The sequence below is a fragment of the Nonomuraea sp. NPDC048901 genome, from assembly GCF_040649695.1.
Lineage (GTDB): Bacteria > Actinomycetota > Actinomycetes > Streptosporangiales > Streptosporangiaceae > Nonomuraea.
Genome location: NZ_JBEZFW010000028.1, coordinates 61,098 through 75,895 on the forward strand (window position 1 = coordinate 61,098; position 14,798 = coordinate 75,895).

Annotated in this window: 14 protein-coding genes; 9 read left to right on the plus strand and 5 right to left on the minus strand. The window is 71.3% G+C overall.

Annotated elements, in window-relative coordinates; translation table 11 throughout:
• Positions 1–2 precede the first annotated feature (2 nt).
• Both AB0C30_RS53225 and AB0C30_RS53230 read right to left on the minus strand, forming a co-directional pair.
• Positions 3–1,610: an ABC transporter substrate-binding protein gene (locus tag AB0C30_RS53225; RefSeq protein WP_357959137.1), complete on the minus strand. Its 1,608-nt coding sequence runs from the start codon at positions 1,608–1,610 to the stop codon at positions 3–5.
• On the minus strand, positions 1,607–2,740 hold the full coding sequence (locus AB0C30_RS53230; RefSeq protein ID WP_357959140.1) for a C45 family peptidase: 1,134 nt from the start codon (positions 2,738–2,740) through the stop codon (positions 1,607–1,609). Before AB0C30_RS53230 ends, AB0C30_RS53225 begins: the two co-directional genes overlap by 4 nt.
• A gap of 114 nt (positions 2,741–2,854) precedes the next feature.
• Here AB0C30_RS53230 and AB0C30_RS53235 point away from each other — a divergent pair, with 114 nt between their 5' ends.
• Positions 2,855–3,736: a MurR/RpiR family transcriptional regulator gene (locus AB0C30_RS53235; RefSeq protein WP_357959143.1), complete on the plus strand. Its 882-nt coding sequence runs from the start codon at positions 2,855–2,857 to the stop codon at positions 3,734–3,736.
• Positions 3,737–3,777: 41 nt separating this feature from the next.
• Entirely contained in the window at positions 3,778–4,608 is an 831-nt protein-coding gene (locus AB0C30_RS53240; protein WP_357959147.1) for an undecaprenyl-diphosphate phosphatase, read from the plus strand.
• 5 nt (positions 4,609–4,613) lie between these two features.
• Here the strand turns inward: AB0C30_RS53240 and AB0C30_RS53245 are convergent, their stop codons facing one another.
• Positions 4,614–5,573 carry a hypothetical protein gene (locus AB0C30_RS53245; RefSeq protein WP_357959150.1) on the minus strand — a complete coding sequence of 320 codons (960 nt, stop codon included), beginning with the start codon at positions 5,571–5,573 and terminating at the stop codon, positions 4,614–4,616.
• An 87-nt stretch (positions 5,574–5,660) separates the two neighbouring features.
• On the opposite strand from AB0C30_RS53245, the gene AB0C30_RS53250 reads away from it, so the two are divergent.
• The gene (locus AB0C30_RS53250) at positions 5,661–6,275 is read left to right on the plus strand and encodes a TetR family transcriptional regulator (protein ID WP_357959153.1); all 615 of its coding nucleotides are present in this window, start codon (positions 5,661–5,663) and stop codon (positions 6,273–6,275) included.
• On the opposite strand, the gene AB0C30_RS53255 is transcribed toward AB0C30_RS53250, so the two are convergent.
• Positions 6,224–7,375 (minus strand): MFS transporter, encoded by a 1,152-nt coding sequence (locus AB0C30_RS53255; protein ID WP_357959156.1) that lies wholly within the window; start codon positions 7,373–7,375, stop codon positions 6,224–6,226. The genes AB0C30_RS53250 and AB0C30_RS53255 overlap by 52 nt on opposite strands.
• A gap of 83 nt (positions 7,376–7,458) precedes the next feature.
• Between AB0C30_RS53255 and AB0C30_RS53260 the strand changes: the two genes are divergently transcribed.
• Genes AB0C30_RS53260 through AB0C30_RS53270 form a run of 3 tightly spaced genes read left to right on the plus strand, consistent with a single transcriptional unit; the run spans position 7,459 to position 11,078 of the window.
• The gene (locus AB0C30_RS53260) at positions 7,459–7,776 is read left to right on the plus strand and encodes a helix-turn-helix transcriptional regulator (protein WP_357959159.1); all 318 of its coding nucleotides are present in this window, start codon (positions 7,459–7,461) and stop codon (positions 7,774–7,776) included.
• Positions 7,763–10,351 (plus strand): ATP-dependent helicase C-terminal domain-containing protein, encoded by a 2,589-nt coding sequence (locus AB0C30_RS53265; RefSeq protein WP_357959161.1) that lies wholly within the window; start codon positions 7,763–7,765, stop codon positions 10,349–10,351. The genes AB0C30_RS53260 and AB0C30_RS53265 overlap by 14 nt, the downstream gene beginning before the upstream one ends.
• Before the next feature lie 25 nt (positions 10,352–10,376).
• The gene (locus AB0C30_RS53270; RefSeq protein ID WP_357959164.1) at positions 10,377–11,078 is read left to right on the plus strand and encodes a hypothetical protein; all 702 of its coding nucleotides are present in this window, start codon (positions 10,377–10,379) and stop codon (positions 11,076–11,078) included.
• 30 nt (positions 11,079–11,108) lie between these two features.
• Here the strand turns inward: AB0C30_RS53270 and AB0C30_RS53275 are convergent, their stop codons facing one another.
• Positions 11,109–12,284: a pyridoxal-phosphate dependent enzyme gene (locus AB0C30_RS53275; protein WP_357959166.1), complete on the minus strand. Its 1,176-nt coding sequence runs from the start codon at positions 12,282–12,284 to the stop codon at positions 11,109–11,111.
• 58 nt (positions 12,285–12,342) lie between these two features.
• On the opposite strand from AB0C30_RS53275, the gene AB0C30_RS53280 reads away from it, so the two are divergent.
• The 3 genes from AB0C30_RS53280 to AB0C30_RS53290 are packed head-to-tail and all read left to right on the plus strand — an operon-like array spanning position 12,343 to position 14,792.
• Positions 12,343–13,173 carry an SPFH domain-containing protein gene (locus AB0C30_RS53280; protein WP_357959169.1) on the plus strand — a complete coding sequence of 277 codons (831 nt, stop codon included), beginning with the start codon at positions 12,343–12,345 and terminating at the stop codon, positions 13,171–13,173.
• Entirely contained in the window at positions 13,166–13,327 is a 162-nt protein-coding gene (locus tag AB0C30_RS53285; RefSeq protein WP_357649351.1) for a hypothetical protein, read from the plus strand. The genes AB0C30_RS53280 and AB0C30_RS53285 overlap by 8 nt, the downstream gene beginning before the upstream one ends.
• Before the next feature lie 19 nt (positions 13,328–13,346).
• Positions 13,347–14,792, plus strand: coding sequence for an amidase (locus tag AB0C30_RS53290; RefSeq protein WP_357959172.1), 1,446 nt, complete (start codon positions 13,347–13,349; stop codon positions 14,790–14,792).
• The last annotated feature ends 6 nt before the right edge of the window (positions 14,793–14,798 follow it).

Here is a 14,798-nt window from a genome sequence, read left to right on the forward strand (position 1 = left end):
GCTCAGCCCTTGGCCCCGAGGTCGGCGGCCCACGGGTAGCCCATGTACACCTGGGAGGCGGGCGGCCCGGTCACCTTGCCGCCGAGCACGACCGCGGACGGCACCTCGACGAGCGAGATCCACACCATGTCGGCGGTGAAGCGCCGCTGCAGCTCGATGACGTCCTTGGCGCGCTGGGCGTCGTCGGTGCCGGCCAGCGCCTTGGCGACGAGCGCGTCGTATTCGGGCGAGCTGAAGCCGACCCAGTTGTTGGCCGAGCCCGTCAGGCCGTTGTCGTAGAAGCCGATCGGGTCGGACTTGGTGATGTACCAGTCGTCGGGCACCAGGTCGACCTGGGCGCGCAGCGACTTGTCGGTGTAGAAGCTGCCGAACTCCGAAGGGGGCACGGTCTTGATCTGCGCCGTGAGCCCGATCTTCTTGGCCGCGTCGACCACCGCGTTGGCGATCACCGTACGGGTCTCGTCCCCGTTGGTGGCCACCACGATCGGCTCCTTGGGCGTTCCGGCCTCCTGGACCAGCTTCTTGGCCTCGTCGAGCGACGGCGTCTCGGGCGCGCCGGACAGCTGGTCGTAGGCCGTCTGGAAGGCCTGCTTCTCGTACGACCAGGCGCCCGCGCCCACCGGCACCTTCCACGGTCTGGCCAGCCCGGCGAACCCGGACTTGGCGATGCCCGCCCGGTCGACCGCCAGCGACAGCGCCCGGCGGATCTTCGGGTCCTTCAGCACGCCGCGGTCGGTGGGCAGCAGCACGAACACCCGCGTGGTGGGCCCGTAGGCGACGTTGACCGCCTGGTTGCCCTGCAGCGCGACCGCCGGGCCGGTGCTGGAGAGGTAGGCGCCGTCGGCCGCGCCCGTCGTCAGGCTGTTGACCAGCGCCGTGTCGCCGGCCCATTTGAAGGTCACCGTCTTGGTGAGCGGCTTGACGTCCTTGTTCCAATAGGCGTCATAGCGCTCGATGGACAGCTCGGTGCCCGACTTCCAGTCCTTCACCTGGTACGGCCCGCTGCAGGCGTCCTCGTGGCCCGGCGTGCCGTACTCCTTGCCGAGCTTGTCCACGACCTTCTGGTTCAGCACGATGCCCGCGCCGCCCGCCATGGCCTGGACGAACAGCGCGTTCGGCTTCTTGAACGCGATCGTGACCCGGCCCTCGCCGGACTTGCTGATCGACTCGACGTCCTCGAACTCGTCGGACTCGTCCATGCCCTCGCCCGAGTGCCGCTTCAGGCTCCACACGACGTCGTCGGCGGTGACCGGCGAGCCGTCGTGGAAGGTGGCGTCCTTGCGCAGGGTCATGACCATGGTCTTGGGGTCGGGCTGGTCGATCTTCTCGGCCAGCCACGGCTTGACCGTCATGTCGGGCTGCGTCTGCATGAGCCGCTCGCAGACGTTGGCCAGGACCGTGCGGTTGTCGGTGTTGCCGTCGATGTCCATGTCCAGCGTGCCCGGCTCCTCGTCGAGCAGCCAGGTGGCCGAGTCGAGCGCGCCGGTCGCCTTGGCCGTCTGGTTCACCAGCGTGAGCTTGGCCGGGTCGGGCGCCTTGGTGGTGGCGGCCGGGCCACCGCACGCGGCGGTGAGACCGATCAGCCCGGCCACAGCGAGTGTCTTCTTCACAACGTCTCTTCTCCGTGCGGTCCGTCGTAGAGGTTCCAGGGCACGCGCTCGTACTCGTGGTCGCAGGGCGTGCCGGCGGCGATCAAGTAGTCGCCCGTGGTGAGGTCGACGCAGCTCGACAGCAGGGTGGCCCACTGCTTGACAGGGGGCTGGCTCTCGTCCGGGTGGGTGCAGAGCGACTCGGGGTAGCCGAGGTGGTCGGACATGGCGTGCCGGATCAGCTTGCGCGCCTCGTCGCTGCCGGACGCGTGGCGTACGGCCCGCAGCCCGCCCTCCGCGCGCGGCACCCGGAACAGCGAGTCGGCCGAGCCGGGGCGGTAGGTGGCAGCCAGTTGGGGCGGCATGAACGCCTGGTAGTGGTTGCCGTGCACGAGCAGTCCGTCGGTGGGATACATCCAGCCGACGGCGCCGGGCGTGGTCTCCAGGTCGATCGCGAAGCCGGCGCGGTGGGTGACCAGCGCGTTGCTGGCGATGTGCGCCCGCGACTTGGTCAGCGCCTCCAGCGCCGAGTTGAGGTCGGCGCTGTCGAGGACCCGGCGCCTGATCAGCGTCTGCGGCACGCCGATCGTGTCGTCGAAGCGCCCGCCGAGCCCGTTGGCGTTGAGCGCGATGCCCGCCGAGTTGGCCCCCTGCCGCCCGACCTGGCCCGCCTCGACGTGCATGATCACGGTGGGCTTGCCCGGCTGGACCACCCTGAGCACCATGACCGTGTCGGCCACGCCGGCGCGCCAGTCCCAGTTCTGGCCCGCGTAGACGTGGCCGTCGCCGGACGCCTGCTCCATCAGGGCGAAGGAGGTGCACCCGTCCGGCTCCATGGAGTTGAACGTGGTGTCGTAGATGATCTCTCCGCGCGCGTTCAGCGCGACGATGTCGAGGAACTCGACGCCGGCGCCCTCCGCGATGCCCTCCATCTCCTCGACCAGGTCGGGGGCGAACGCCTTGCTCGGCTCCACCCAGCGCGCCGCCCGCTGCGTCACCTGTGGCCAGTCCAGGCCGCTGGAGTGGGCGAACGCCTCGGCGTAGTAGGCCAGCGCCCGGTGGATCCGCTCGCGGGCCTGCTCGCCGTACTGGCGCCCGCGTTCTCGCGGACCCCCGGCGATCTCGACGACGGGCAGGGATGTGAGGCTCAATGGTGCTCCTTGGACCGGCCGCTGCCTGTAACGTTCATTTCAGTGAGGCAACGAGTCCGTAGCGGTCGTTTCCAGGAAAGAGTAATGAGCGCTACACAGGAGTCAAGGTTCGTAATGGAAAATTCACACAGTCCGATCGAGCAGCTCAGGAGCACGGTGAAGCAGCTCTGGGACGAGCTGTCTCCCGCCGAGCGCGCCGTGTGCCAGTTCTTGATCTCCGCTGCGCCCGAGCAGATCCTCTTCTCCAGCGCGCAGGAGCTGGGCACGGCCTCCGGCACGAGCAACGCCACCGTGATCCGCACCATGCAGCGGCTCGGCTTCGGCGGGCTGCCGGGGCTGAAGCGGGCGCTCGCCGGTGAGTTCACCTCGGCCGTGGCGCCCGACGTACGCATGCGGCAGCGCATCAGCCATGTCGGCCACGACCTGTCGGCGATCTGGGACCGGGTCTTCGACGAGGCCCGCGAGCGCCTCGACCACGGCCGTCGGCTCTATGACGCGGAGGCGTTCCAGCGCGCGATCGAGGTGATGGCCCACGCGAGCTCGGTGCTCGTCTACGGCGCGGGCGCCTCCGAGCCGTCTGCACGTTACTTCGCGCTCAAGCTGGGGCGCCGTGGTCACCGGGCCCGCGCGGTCTCGGCCACCGGCTTCGCGCTGGCCGACGACCTGCTCTCGCTCCAGCACGGCGAGGCCGTGGTCATCTTCCAGCCGGGCCGCAAGCTCAGGGAGCTCACGGTGCTGATCGACCGGGCGCACGCGGTGGGCGCCGGCGTGATCCTCATCTCGGACGAGTTGGGCGGCACTTTCGCCGACCGGGTCGACGCCGTACTGGCCGCCCCTCACACGCCCACCGGCATCAGCGCCGAGCCGCTGACCGGCATCATCGTGGCCGACGCGCTGCTGCTGGCACTCGATTCGCTCGACGAGAGCCGTTCCGTCGAGCATTCCCACCAGCTGACCGCACTCCGCGAGCAACTGCTGGGCCCCCGTATCCGCTAGCCTCGCCTCGTCACTTACGCGGGTATGGGGAAGGTGTAGTCGTGATCGGCTGGCTCGAAGCGGTGGTGCTGGGGCTGATTCAGGGCCTCACGGAGTTCCTGCCGATCTCCTCAAGTGCCCATATTCGCGTGGTGTCCGCGTTCTTCGGCTGGCAGGATCCCGGCGCCGCGTTCACGGCGGTGATCCAGCTCGGCACCGAGACGGCGGTGCTGATCTACTTCAGGAAAGAGATCTGGGAGATCATCTCCACCTGGACCCGCGCCCTGTGGACGCCCGAACTGCGCAGCCACTACGCCGCCCGCATGGGCTGGTACGTGATCGTCGGATCCCTGCCCATCGGCATCCTGGGCCTGGTGTTCAAGGACCAGATCGAGACGGTCTTCCGCGACCTGCGCCTGGTGGGCACCACGCTGATCGTCTTCGGCATCATCCTCTGGTTCGCCGACTACACCGCCCGCAACAGGCTCACGCTGGAGAAGCACCTGAGCTTCACGCACGCCATCGTCTACGGCTTCGCGCAGGCCCTGGCGCTGATCCCGGGCGTCTCCCGCTCCGGTGGCACGATCACGGCGGGTCTGCTGCTCGACTATCGGCGCGAGGACGCCGCCAAATACTCCTTCCTGCTGGCCATCCCCGCGGTCCTGTCGTCGGGCCTGCTGGAGGTCGCCCAGATCGGCGGGGGCCAGGCACCCGACTGGGGGCCGACCATCCTGGCGACGGTCATCTCGTTCGTCGTCGGCTATGCGGCGGTGGCCTGGTTCCTGAAGTACATCAGCCAGCACCGCTTCACCGGGTTCGTCATCTATCGCATCCTGCTCGGGCTGTTCGTCATCCTCGCGGTCACCATCGGCTGGATCCCCGCCCAGGGCTGAGCCACTCACCGGCGTATGCGATGAGCCGCCTGGTGGGAGCTCGTACGGCGGCGGGGCAGCGCCAGGAGGACCACCCCGAGCAGCGCCCAGGCCGCCAGCACTCCTAGCGGCGTCCCCAGCGCGGCCCCGTCGAAGTAGACGGTGTTGCGCACCACCTCGCTCCCCGGTTCCACCGGCAGGAAGCGGCCGATCGCGGCGTACCACTCGGGAATGAACCGCGCCCCGATCGGGCCGCCGCTGGCCGGCAGCCCGATCGGGATGAACAGCAGCGCCGCCAGCACCATCCCCCCGATGCCGACGGTCTTGAGCAGGCCCGAGACGACCAGCCCGATGGTCAGTACGATCCCCGCCGACACCGCGACCAGCCAGCCGTATCTGCCGGGCAGGGCGCCGAGCACCACGTCCGCGAGCCAGGCATTGACCGAGGCCGCCACCAGGGCGCCCGCCACCATCACCCCGACCCGCAGAGCCACGCCGTGGCCGGGCGCGACCTTCGTGAGCAGCAGGGCCATCGCGAGGCCGGGCAGCACCAGGCTGAGCACGTAGAACATGCCGGACGTGCCGCCCACGTCACCAGCGGCGAGCGGCACCGCGTCCTCCACCCGCAGCGCCCGGCCCCGCGCCTGCTCGGCGGCTTGGAAGGCCCCGGTGATCGCGGCGGCGCCCGCGCGCCCGCCCGCGCTGGCCACCACGAGCCTGCCCTCCCGCGGGACCAGGATCGCGTCCACCTCCCGGCCGAGCAGGGCCTCGTGGGCAACGTCGACGGAGGTGTATTCCCGCAGGTCGAAGCCGCCGGGCTGCTTGTCTTCCATGGCCCTCGACAGCTGGTTCACCAGCGTGTCCGGCCCGACCACCGCGACCGGCACGCCGTGCGGCTCCGGCTCGAAGAACGTCCCGAGGAACGACCCGGAGAAGAGCATGCCGAGCAACGAGACCCCGACGAGCACGCCGATGATCTTCCTCATAGAAATTCACTGTCTGTTGACTTCATCACTGTTGAATTCATGGCCGTCGAATTCTACATAGATGAATTTCCGTAGTTGAATGGCCCCATGGCCGAAGAACGCGGAAGGCGCCCGGGCAGCCCCCCGACCAGGACGTCGATCTTGGAGGCCGCGGTCGACTCCTTCACCGCGCAGGGCTACGGGCAGACCACGATCAGGGCCGTGGCCCGCGCGGCGGGCGTCGATCCGGCGCTGGTGATGCACTTCTTCGGGAGCAAGGAGGGGCTGTTCCGCGCGGCGATCGAGCACAGCATGCCGGTCCGGCTGATGGCCGAGGCCCTCGACGGCGACCCGGAGCACATAGGCGAGCGGCTGGTGACCAGATATCTGTCGCTCTGGGAGCATCCCGCGCACGGCCCGCGGCTGACCGCCATCCTTCAGGCGGCCGCCGCCACCCCGGCCGCGGCCGACCTGGTGACGAACCTCACGCGGGTGGATCTGCTCGGGCCGCTCGCCGAGCGGCTGCCCGGCGACCACGCCGAGATCCGCGCGCTGCTCGCCGGATCGCAGCTGGTCGGCATGGCCATGTTCCGCTACGTGCTCAAGGTCGATCCGCTGGCCTCGCTGCCCGTGGACCGGGTGGCGGCCCTGGTGGCGCCCAACGTACAGCGCTATCTGACCGGCACGCTCTCGCTCGACGAGCTGACCGTCTCCGACCGATAGGTCACCAGCGTGAAGACCAGCGCCAGCAGCGCGAGCCCGGTGGCCAGCACGATCACGCCCGCCCTGCCGTACCCGTCGAGCGCCAGGCCGCCGGTGATGCCCGCCACGAACAACCCGACGTACTGCGCCGAAGACAGCAGTCCAAGACCGATCGGCACGTTGTGCGGCACGGCCGCCACGGTCCTGTACTGCTGCGCCGGCGCGACCAGCCACCCGAGCGCGCCCCAGCAGAGCGCCCACACCAGGGCGATGGGCAGGGCGAGGTTGGCGACCGGGATGAGCGCCATGAACACCGTCGAGGCGGCGATGCCGATCAGCACCATCCGCCGCGGCCCGTACAGGTCGGTGAACCGCCCGCCGACCTGGTTGCCCACGACCCCGCCGATCCCCCACGCCCACAGGACGGCGGGCAGCGGCAGGTCGAACAGCGAGCCGATATAGGTGTAGGCGGCGAACCCGGCGGCGAACATCAGCAACTGCGTCGTCAGCACCGCCAGGACCCGCCGGTCGGCCAGCGGGGCGAACCGGTCGGCCAGCCGTCCCGTGGTCTCGACCATGACGTCGGGCACCACGGCGACCACCCCGGCGAAGCCGAGGACGCCGAGCGCGACCACGAGCCAGATCGTGGCCCGCCAGCTCAACGCGGACCCGAGCCAGGTACCCAGCGGCACGCCGATCGCCGACGCGACGCTCAGGCCGCCCATCACCAGCGCGAGCGCGCGACCACGGCGTTCGGGCGAACTCAGCGCCGTGGCGACACCGGAGGCGGTCGGCGTGAACATCGCCGCCCCCGCCGCCGCGACCACGCGGGTGACCATCACCAGCGGGTACGTGGGCGCCAGCGCGGTCAACGTGTTGCCCAGCACGAACACGGCCAGCGCGATCAGCAGCACCCGCCGGCGCGACAGCCGCGCGGTCAGGGCGGCCAGCACCGGCGACAGCAACGCGTAGGCCAGCGCGAACACGGTCATCAGCTGGCCGGCCGCCGATAACGAGATATCCAGATCATGTGAAATGGGCGCCAGCAGCCCGGCGGTGACGAACATGCCGGTGCCGACGGCGAAATTCCCGAGCGCGAGAGGATAGAGCCGACTGCTCACTGAGTCTCCTTCAGTTTGATGCTCATCAAACTGGACTATCGTTGGATTGTTGTCAAACAATGCGACGGAGGTAAGGTCGGACCATGCGCCTGCTTCCCCATCCGGCCACTGCCGACATCCAGCTCACCGAGGTGTTGCGGGCGCTGTCCGATCCCATACGCATGGAGATCGTCATCCGTCTGGCCAGCCGCGGCGAGATAACGTGCACGGCGGCGGGCGACGACCTCGGCGTCCACAAGTCGACGGCCTCGCACCACTACCGAACGCTGCGCGAGGCCGGGGTGATCATGTCGAGACAGGAGGGGCGGCTGAAGTACATCAGCCTGCGGCGCGACGGCCTCGACGCCCGCTTCCCCGGCCTGCTCGACGCGATCCTTTCGGCGGCTCATGTCCCGGTCTGAGCGACGGCCCGCGTTCGACGGCCTACCGCTGCCCCAGCCTGACGGGCGGCCGGTGTCCCCGGCTGATGGACTGCCCATCCAGCAGGTCCTGCCCGAGCTGCTCAACGTGCTCGACCGCGCCGGGTCGGCCATCCTGACCTCACCGCCCGGCACGGGCAAGACCACCGTCGTCCCGCTCGCCCTGGCGGCGTCCGGGCTACGGGTGCTGGTGGCGGAGCCGCGGCGACTGGCTGTACGAGCCGCGGCCAAACGGATGGGCGTCAGCTATACGATCCGCGGCGAACGGCACACCGGCGCGAACCCCCTGGTGGAGGTCGTCACCACCGGCGTACTCCTGCAGCGGCTCCAGCGCGACCAGGAGCTTTCTGGCGTGGACGTGGTGATGCTCGACGAATGCCACGAACGCCACCTCGACGCCGACACGGCGCTCGCTTTCCTGCTCGACGTACGGGACACGCTCCGCCCCGACCTGCGCCTCCTCGCCGCCTCGGCCACCGCGGACGCCGCCCCCTGGTCCCGCCTGCTCGGCGACGCGCCGATCGTGCGCGCGTCGGGCGCGACACACCCTGTCGAGATCGTGTGGACGCCACCGGTACGCCCGGTCGCCCCGCCGCACGGCCTCCGGGTCGACCCCGCGCTGCTCTCGCACGTGGCCCAGGTCGTACGGCAGGCGCTGGCCGAACGGGAGGGCGACATCCTGTGCTTCCTGCCCGGCACGGGCGAGATCGCCAGGGTGGCCGCCCAGCTCGGCAGTGGGCTCTCGGGTGGTGTCGAGGTGCTTCAGGTGCATGGGCAGGCGCCGGCCCGGGTCCAAGACGCGGTGCTGTCGCCCGGGTCGGCGCGCAGGGTGGTGCTGGCCACGTCGGTGGCGGAGTCGAGCCTGACCGTGCCGGGGGTGCGGGTGGTGGTGGACTCGGGCCTGGCCAGGGAGCCGCGCACCGACCACGCCCGGGGCCTCGGCTCGCTCACCACCGTACGGGTCTCGAAGGCATCGGCCGACCAGCGCGCCGGCCGGGCCGGGCGGGAGGCTCCCGGCACGGTGTACCGGTGCTGGACGGCGGCGGAGCACGAGCGGCTCGCCGACCACGCACGGCCGGAGATCGCTTTGGCGGACCTCACGGGGTTCGCACTGCAGGCCGCCTGCTGGGGCGACCCGGACGCCTCAGGCCTCGCCCTGCTCGACCCACCACCACCTGCCGCGATGACCGCCGCCACCCGCACCCTCCACACCCTGGGCGCCCTGGAACCAGCCCCCGGCACCACCACGCCCTGGTACGGGTCGGACGACGGCACCGACCATGTGACCGGCGACAGCACCGGCCAGGTAACCGGTGGTGGCACCGACCGGGTGATGTGGCGAGTGACCGCGCGGGGGCGACGGATGGCACTGGTCGGCGTGCACCCGCGCCTGGCCAGAGCGCTCCTCGACCTCGGACCGCGCGCCGCCGAGGTGGTGGCGCTCCTGTCCGACCAGCTCCCCCGCGACGCGGGTGACGACCTCGTGGAGATCTGGCGCTCGGCCCGCCATGGCCGCGACGGCTTCACAGCCCGCTGGCGCCAGGAGGTCCGCCGCCTCACAAGAAGCACCCCACCCCAGGACCGGGGACCCGCGTCACCGGCCAGACGGGAGATGACCGACGACGCCGTGGCCGGGCTGGCGGTGGCGTTGGCGTTTCCTGAGCGGGTGGCGCGGCGGCGGGGCGGTGGATACCTGATGGCGTCCGGCACCCAGGCGCAGTTGGCCGAGGGGTCGCGGCTCGGCGAGGCGAAGTGGCTGGCCGTGGCGGTGGCCGACCGTCCGACCGGCTCGGCGTCAGCCCGGATCCGTCAGGCCGTGGTGATCGATGAGGAGACCGCCAGGCTGGCGTTCCCGGTGACCACCGAGGAGGAGATCGCCTGGCGCACCCCGCCGGGCGAGCGCCGCGGCGACGTGTCCGCCCGCGTCGTCGAGCGGCTGGGCGCGATCGAGCTCTCCGCAACCCCGCTCAAGAACGCCGACATACGCGAGGCCATCCTGTACGGCCTGCGCACCGAGGACGTACTGACCTGGACCAAGGAGGCCACCGCCCTCAGGGACCGCCTGGCGTTCTGCCATCGCGAACTCGGCGACCCGTGGCTCCCGATGGACGACCTGGCGGAGATCGCCGAACGCTGGCTGGAGCCGGAGCTGTCCCGCGCTCGCCGCCGAGCCGACCTGGAGCGCATCGACGTGGCCACCGCCCTGAAGCGGCTGATCCCATGGAGCCGGCGGCTGGACGAGGTGGCGCCCGAGCGCGTCGCGGTGCCCAGCGGCTCCCGCGTCCGCGTGGACTATTCGGGCGGGCAACCGGTGCTGGCGGTCAAGCTGCAGGAGCTGTTCGGCTGGACGGAGACGCCGAAGGTCGCGGGCGTACCGCTCCTCGTACACCTGCTCTCCCCCGCCGGACGCCCGGTGGCGGTCACCGCTGACCTTGCGTCGTTCTGGCGCGAGGGCTACCGTGCGGTCCGCGCGGAACTACGCGGCCGCTACCCCCGGCACCCCTGGCCGGAGGATCCGCTGACCGCGGCCCCCACCCGCCGCGCGAATCCGAGATGACCCCCGCGGCCGAACGGGAGCCGAGATGACCGATGACCGGCTGCTTGAGGCGGCGCGCAACAACGCCGAGTGGTGCGACGCGGTGTGCCGCTCGCACGGGTCCCTCGGCACGTTCAGCGCGCTGAGCTGGACCAACGCCGGCGTCACCCCGACCTACTATCCCGATGCCGTCACCCTCTCCCCCGAGGCGACGTGGGCCGACCTGCTGGCCGGGGTCGAGGGCAAGCGGAGCGCCTCGGTCAAGGACAGCTTCGCGCTGCTCCAGCCGCCACCCGGGTGGAACCTGCTGTTCGAGGCCAAGTGGATCCACCGCCCGGCCCCCACGACGACCGGCGAGGCCATCGCCCCGGCGGCGACCGGGGATCTCATCGCCTGGGAGGCGGTCCGCGACGCGGGCACGCTCCGTGACTGGGAGCGCGCCTGTTTTCCGGCGGATGACACGGATCTGTTCCGGCCGCCGCTGCTGAGCGAGGTCACCGTGCTGGCGGGCCGGATCGGCGGCGACATCGTGTGCGGGTCCGCGCTCAACGCGAGCGGCAGTGTGGTGGGCGTCTCGAACGTGTTCGCCTTGGGCTGCGACCTGGACGCCGCCTGGTCGGGCACAGTGGCGCTGGCGGCCGAGCTGTTCCCCGGCCGCCCACTGGTCGGCTACGAGACCGACCCGGCCCCCGCGTCCCGGCACGGCTTCACCCCGATCGGCCCGCTCCGGGTATGGCTGAAGGCGTGACCCAGACGCGCCGCAACCCCGCAGACGACCTCACAGTACGTCGTCCATGGTCGGGTTCGTCAGTACCTCGACCGTCTCCGACCCCACCCCCACATCCTTGAACCCGCTGGACGTGGCGACACAGACCACCGGCCCGTCGAAGTCCCGCCCCAGCTTGCGGTAGGCGGCCAGCCCCGCCGCCCCCGACAGCTCCTGCCACAGCCCCTGCCGGGCCAGCGCCCGCTGGGCCGCCCGCATCTCCTCGTCGGTGACCAGCAGCGCCTCGCCGTCGCTGTCGCGCACCGCCCGTACGCCCCGGTGGCCGCCCACCGAACCGCCGATGCCGTACGCGTCCGTGTGCCCGAGCGAGACGATCGCGGCCGGCGCCCCCGTGGCGACGGCCCGCGCGTGGGGACCGCCCGCGGCGGCCTCGCAGGAGAACATGCGCGGCGTCGTACCCGCCAGCCCGAGCCGGCGCAGCTCGGTGAACCCCTTCCAGACTCCGTAGAGCAGCTCCGCGTAGCCCGTCGGCGCGAACACCGCCGCCGGCACCCGGCCGAGCTGCAGGAACAACTCGTACGCGATCGTCTTGTAGCCCTCGGCCCCGAACGGGTGCCCGGTGTGGGTGACGGTCAGGTTGCTGACCGGGTGGTAGCCGAGCCGGTCCACGATCTCGCGCATCAGCGGCCAGCGCGCCTCGACCGGCACAGCGAGCACCTTGCCCCCGTACGCGCGAACGAGCGAATGGACGGCGGGCGGCGCGTCGGCCGAGGCGAGCACGATGGCGGGCAGTCCGGCGCGGGCGGCGTACGCGGCGGCCGAGGCGCCGTGGTTGCCCGACGAGGCCACCACCACGCCCGGCGCCCCCGCGCCCACTGCCGCGCTTACCGCGACCCGGTTGAGCCGGTCCTTGTGCGACCAGGTGGGGTTGCGTGACTCGTCCTTGACGTACACGCCTTCCAGCGGGATCAGCGGCGTGCCGCCCTCGCCCAGCGTGGGCGCGTGCAGCGGCGGCAGCAGCGGCGACCAGCGCGCGAGGTCGGGCCCCGGCTCCTGCTCGAACAGGGTCGCGCTGACCCGCGCGTAGTCGTAGTCGACCTCGACCGGATAGGCCAATGACGTGGTGCTCGTCCTGGGGCAGCCGCGGGTCAGCGGCGGCCACAGCGGATACGTGATCGAGGGGTCGCCCAGGGAGCGCTGGCCGGTGGCCAGAGATGGTCCGTTCACGCGGACCAAGCGTAGACGCGCTATCATTGTGATATCACTTCGATAGCAAGGAGTCGGGATGGAACGATACGCCTTCCGCCTGAACGGTTTCCTGGTCCTCCTCGTCCTGCTGGTGCTCGCCGCCGTGGCGGCCATCGGCTCGCCGGAGGTTCTGGGCATCGGGTGGATCGTCCTCTTCGCACTGGTCGCCAGCGGGTTCACCGTGGTCAACCCGAACGAGGCGAAGGTGGTGCAGTTCTTCGGCCGCTACATCGGCACGGTCGAGGACGCGGGCTTACAGTGGGTGCTGCCGTTCACCAACAAGACCACGATCACGCTCAGGGTCCGCAACTTCGAGACGGCCAAGCTCAAGGTCAACGACGCCGACGGCAACCCTGTCGAGATCGCCGCGGTGGTCGTCTACAAGGTGGACGACGCGGCCAAGGCCAAGTTCTCGGTGGATGACTATGAGGACTACGTCGAGATTCAGTCGGAGGCGGCCGTGCGCCACCTGGCCACCACGCACCCCTACGACTCGCACGAAGCCGGTCGCACCAGCCTGCGCGACGGCACGGAGGTGGCCGCCGAGCTCACCGCCGAGCTGCGCGAGCGCACCGAGCTGGCCGGGATCGAAGTGCTGGAGGCGCGCATCACGCACCTCGCCTACGCTCCCGAGATCGCCCAGGCCATGCTGGTCCGCCAGCAGGCCGCGCAGGTCGTGGCGGCGCGTACCCGAATCGTCGAAGGCGCTGTGGGCATGGTCCAGCTCGCGCTCGATAGGCTGGCCGCCGAGCAGGTGGTGGAGCTGGACGAGGAGCGTAAAGCGCAGATGGTCTCCAACCTCTTGGTCGTCCTCTGCGGCGACCGGGCGATCCAGCCGGTGGTGAACACCGGCAGCCTGTATGCCTGAGCGCAAGAAGCTCCTGCTGCGCCTTGATCCGGCCGTCTACGACGCCCTCGCCAAGTGGGCGGCCGACGATCTCCGCAGCGTCAACGCGCAGATCGAGTACGCGTTGCGGCTCGCGCTGAAGCAGGCCGGCCGGGAGCCTCGCAACGAAGGGTGAAAAGCCGCACACTTTAAGCATGTTGTGGACAGGCAGGTCCGCCATCGAGATCGCGACGGCCGTACGTCGGGGTGAGGTCACCGCCGCGGCCATCGTCGAGGAACACCTTCACGCGATCGCCGAGCGCGATCCAGGAGTCGGGGCGTTCCGGCTGGTCAGAGAGCGGGCCCTGGACGAGGCGCGGGCCGTGCAGGAGCGCCGCGACCTGGCCGACCTGCCGCTGGCGGGCGTACCCGTCGCGGTGAAGGACAACCTGGAGGTCGCGGGCGAGGCCACCCGCGGCGGATCCGCCGCGACGGCGGACACGCCCGCGCCCAAGGACCACGAGACGGTCGGCCGGCTGCGCGCGGCCGGCGCGGTGATCGTCGGCCTGACGAACCTGCCCGAGCTGGGCCTGGTCGCCTTCGGCGACAGCGCCTACGGCACCGTGCGCAACCCCTGGAACCTGGCCCGTACGGCCGGCGGCTCGTCGGCGGGCAGCGCCGCGGCGGTGTCGGCCGGGATGGTGCCGCTGGCGCTGGGCAACGACGGGATGGGCTCGCTGCGCATTCCCGGGGCATGCTGCGGGGTGTTCGCCATCAAGCCGGGCACGGGTCTCGTACCACCGCCGACGGAGACCTGGGGCGGCCTCACCGAGAACGGCCCGCTGGCCAGGAACGTGCCCGACCTGGCGCTGATGCTCTCCGTCCTGGCCGCCGACGAGGGCCTGGCCGAGTCCTGGCGCGGCGGCGAGCGGATCGAGCCCCGGCCGCGCATGCTCCGCTCGGTCTGGGCGGATGACGACGACGAGGTATGGGCGCCCCGGCCGCCGCACGAGACCCCGGAGCCCTTCGACCTGCGCGTGGCCTACGCCCCGCAGCCGCTGCCGGTGGGCCTGCCGATGGACCGCGAGTTCCAGGCGGCGGTACGCGCGGCGGCCGAGACCCTCAGGGTCGCCGGGCACACGGTCGTCGAGCACGAGCAACGCCTGCCGGCCGCCCTCGGCCCCGCCACGATCGCCACCTGGCTGACCCGCGCTTCCGGAGCGGCCACCGGCCTCGACCGCACGCGCCTGGAACCGCGCACCCGCGCGCTGGCCCGCGCGGGCCGGGTGCTCCACGCGCTCAGACTGGACGGCGAGCGGGGCCGCGCCCGCTGGCACGGTTACGGCGCCGACCAGTGGTTCGGTGACGCCGACGTGCTCATCACGCCGACACTGGCCCGGATTCCGCCGAAAGCCGACCGCTGGGGCGAGCGCGGGCTCGCGCGCAACCTGCTGGCCAACGTCAGGTACGCACCAGCCACCGGCGCCTGGAACATGTGCGGCTGGCCCGCGCTCACCGTCCCCATCGCCACCCACTCCAGCGGCCTGCCGATCGGCGTCCAGCTCATCGCCCCACCCGGCGGCGAGCCGCAACTCCTCGGCCTGGCCGCCCAGCTGTCGGCCGCCCACCCGCCGGTCCGGCCGCGCGGCTTCTCAAGCTGACGTCCG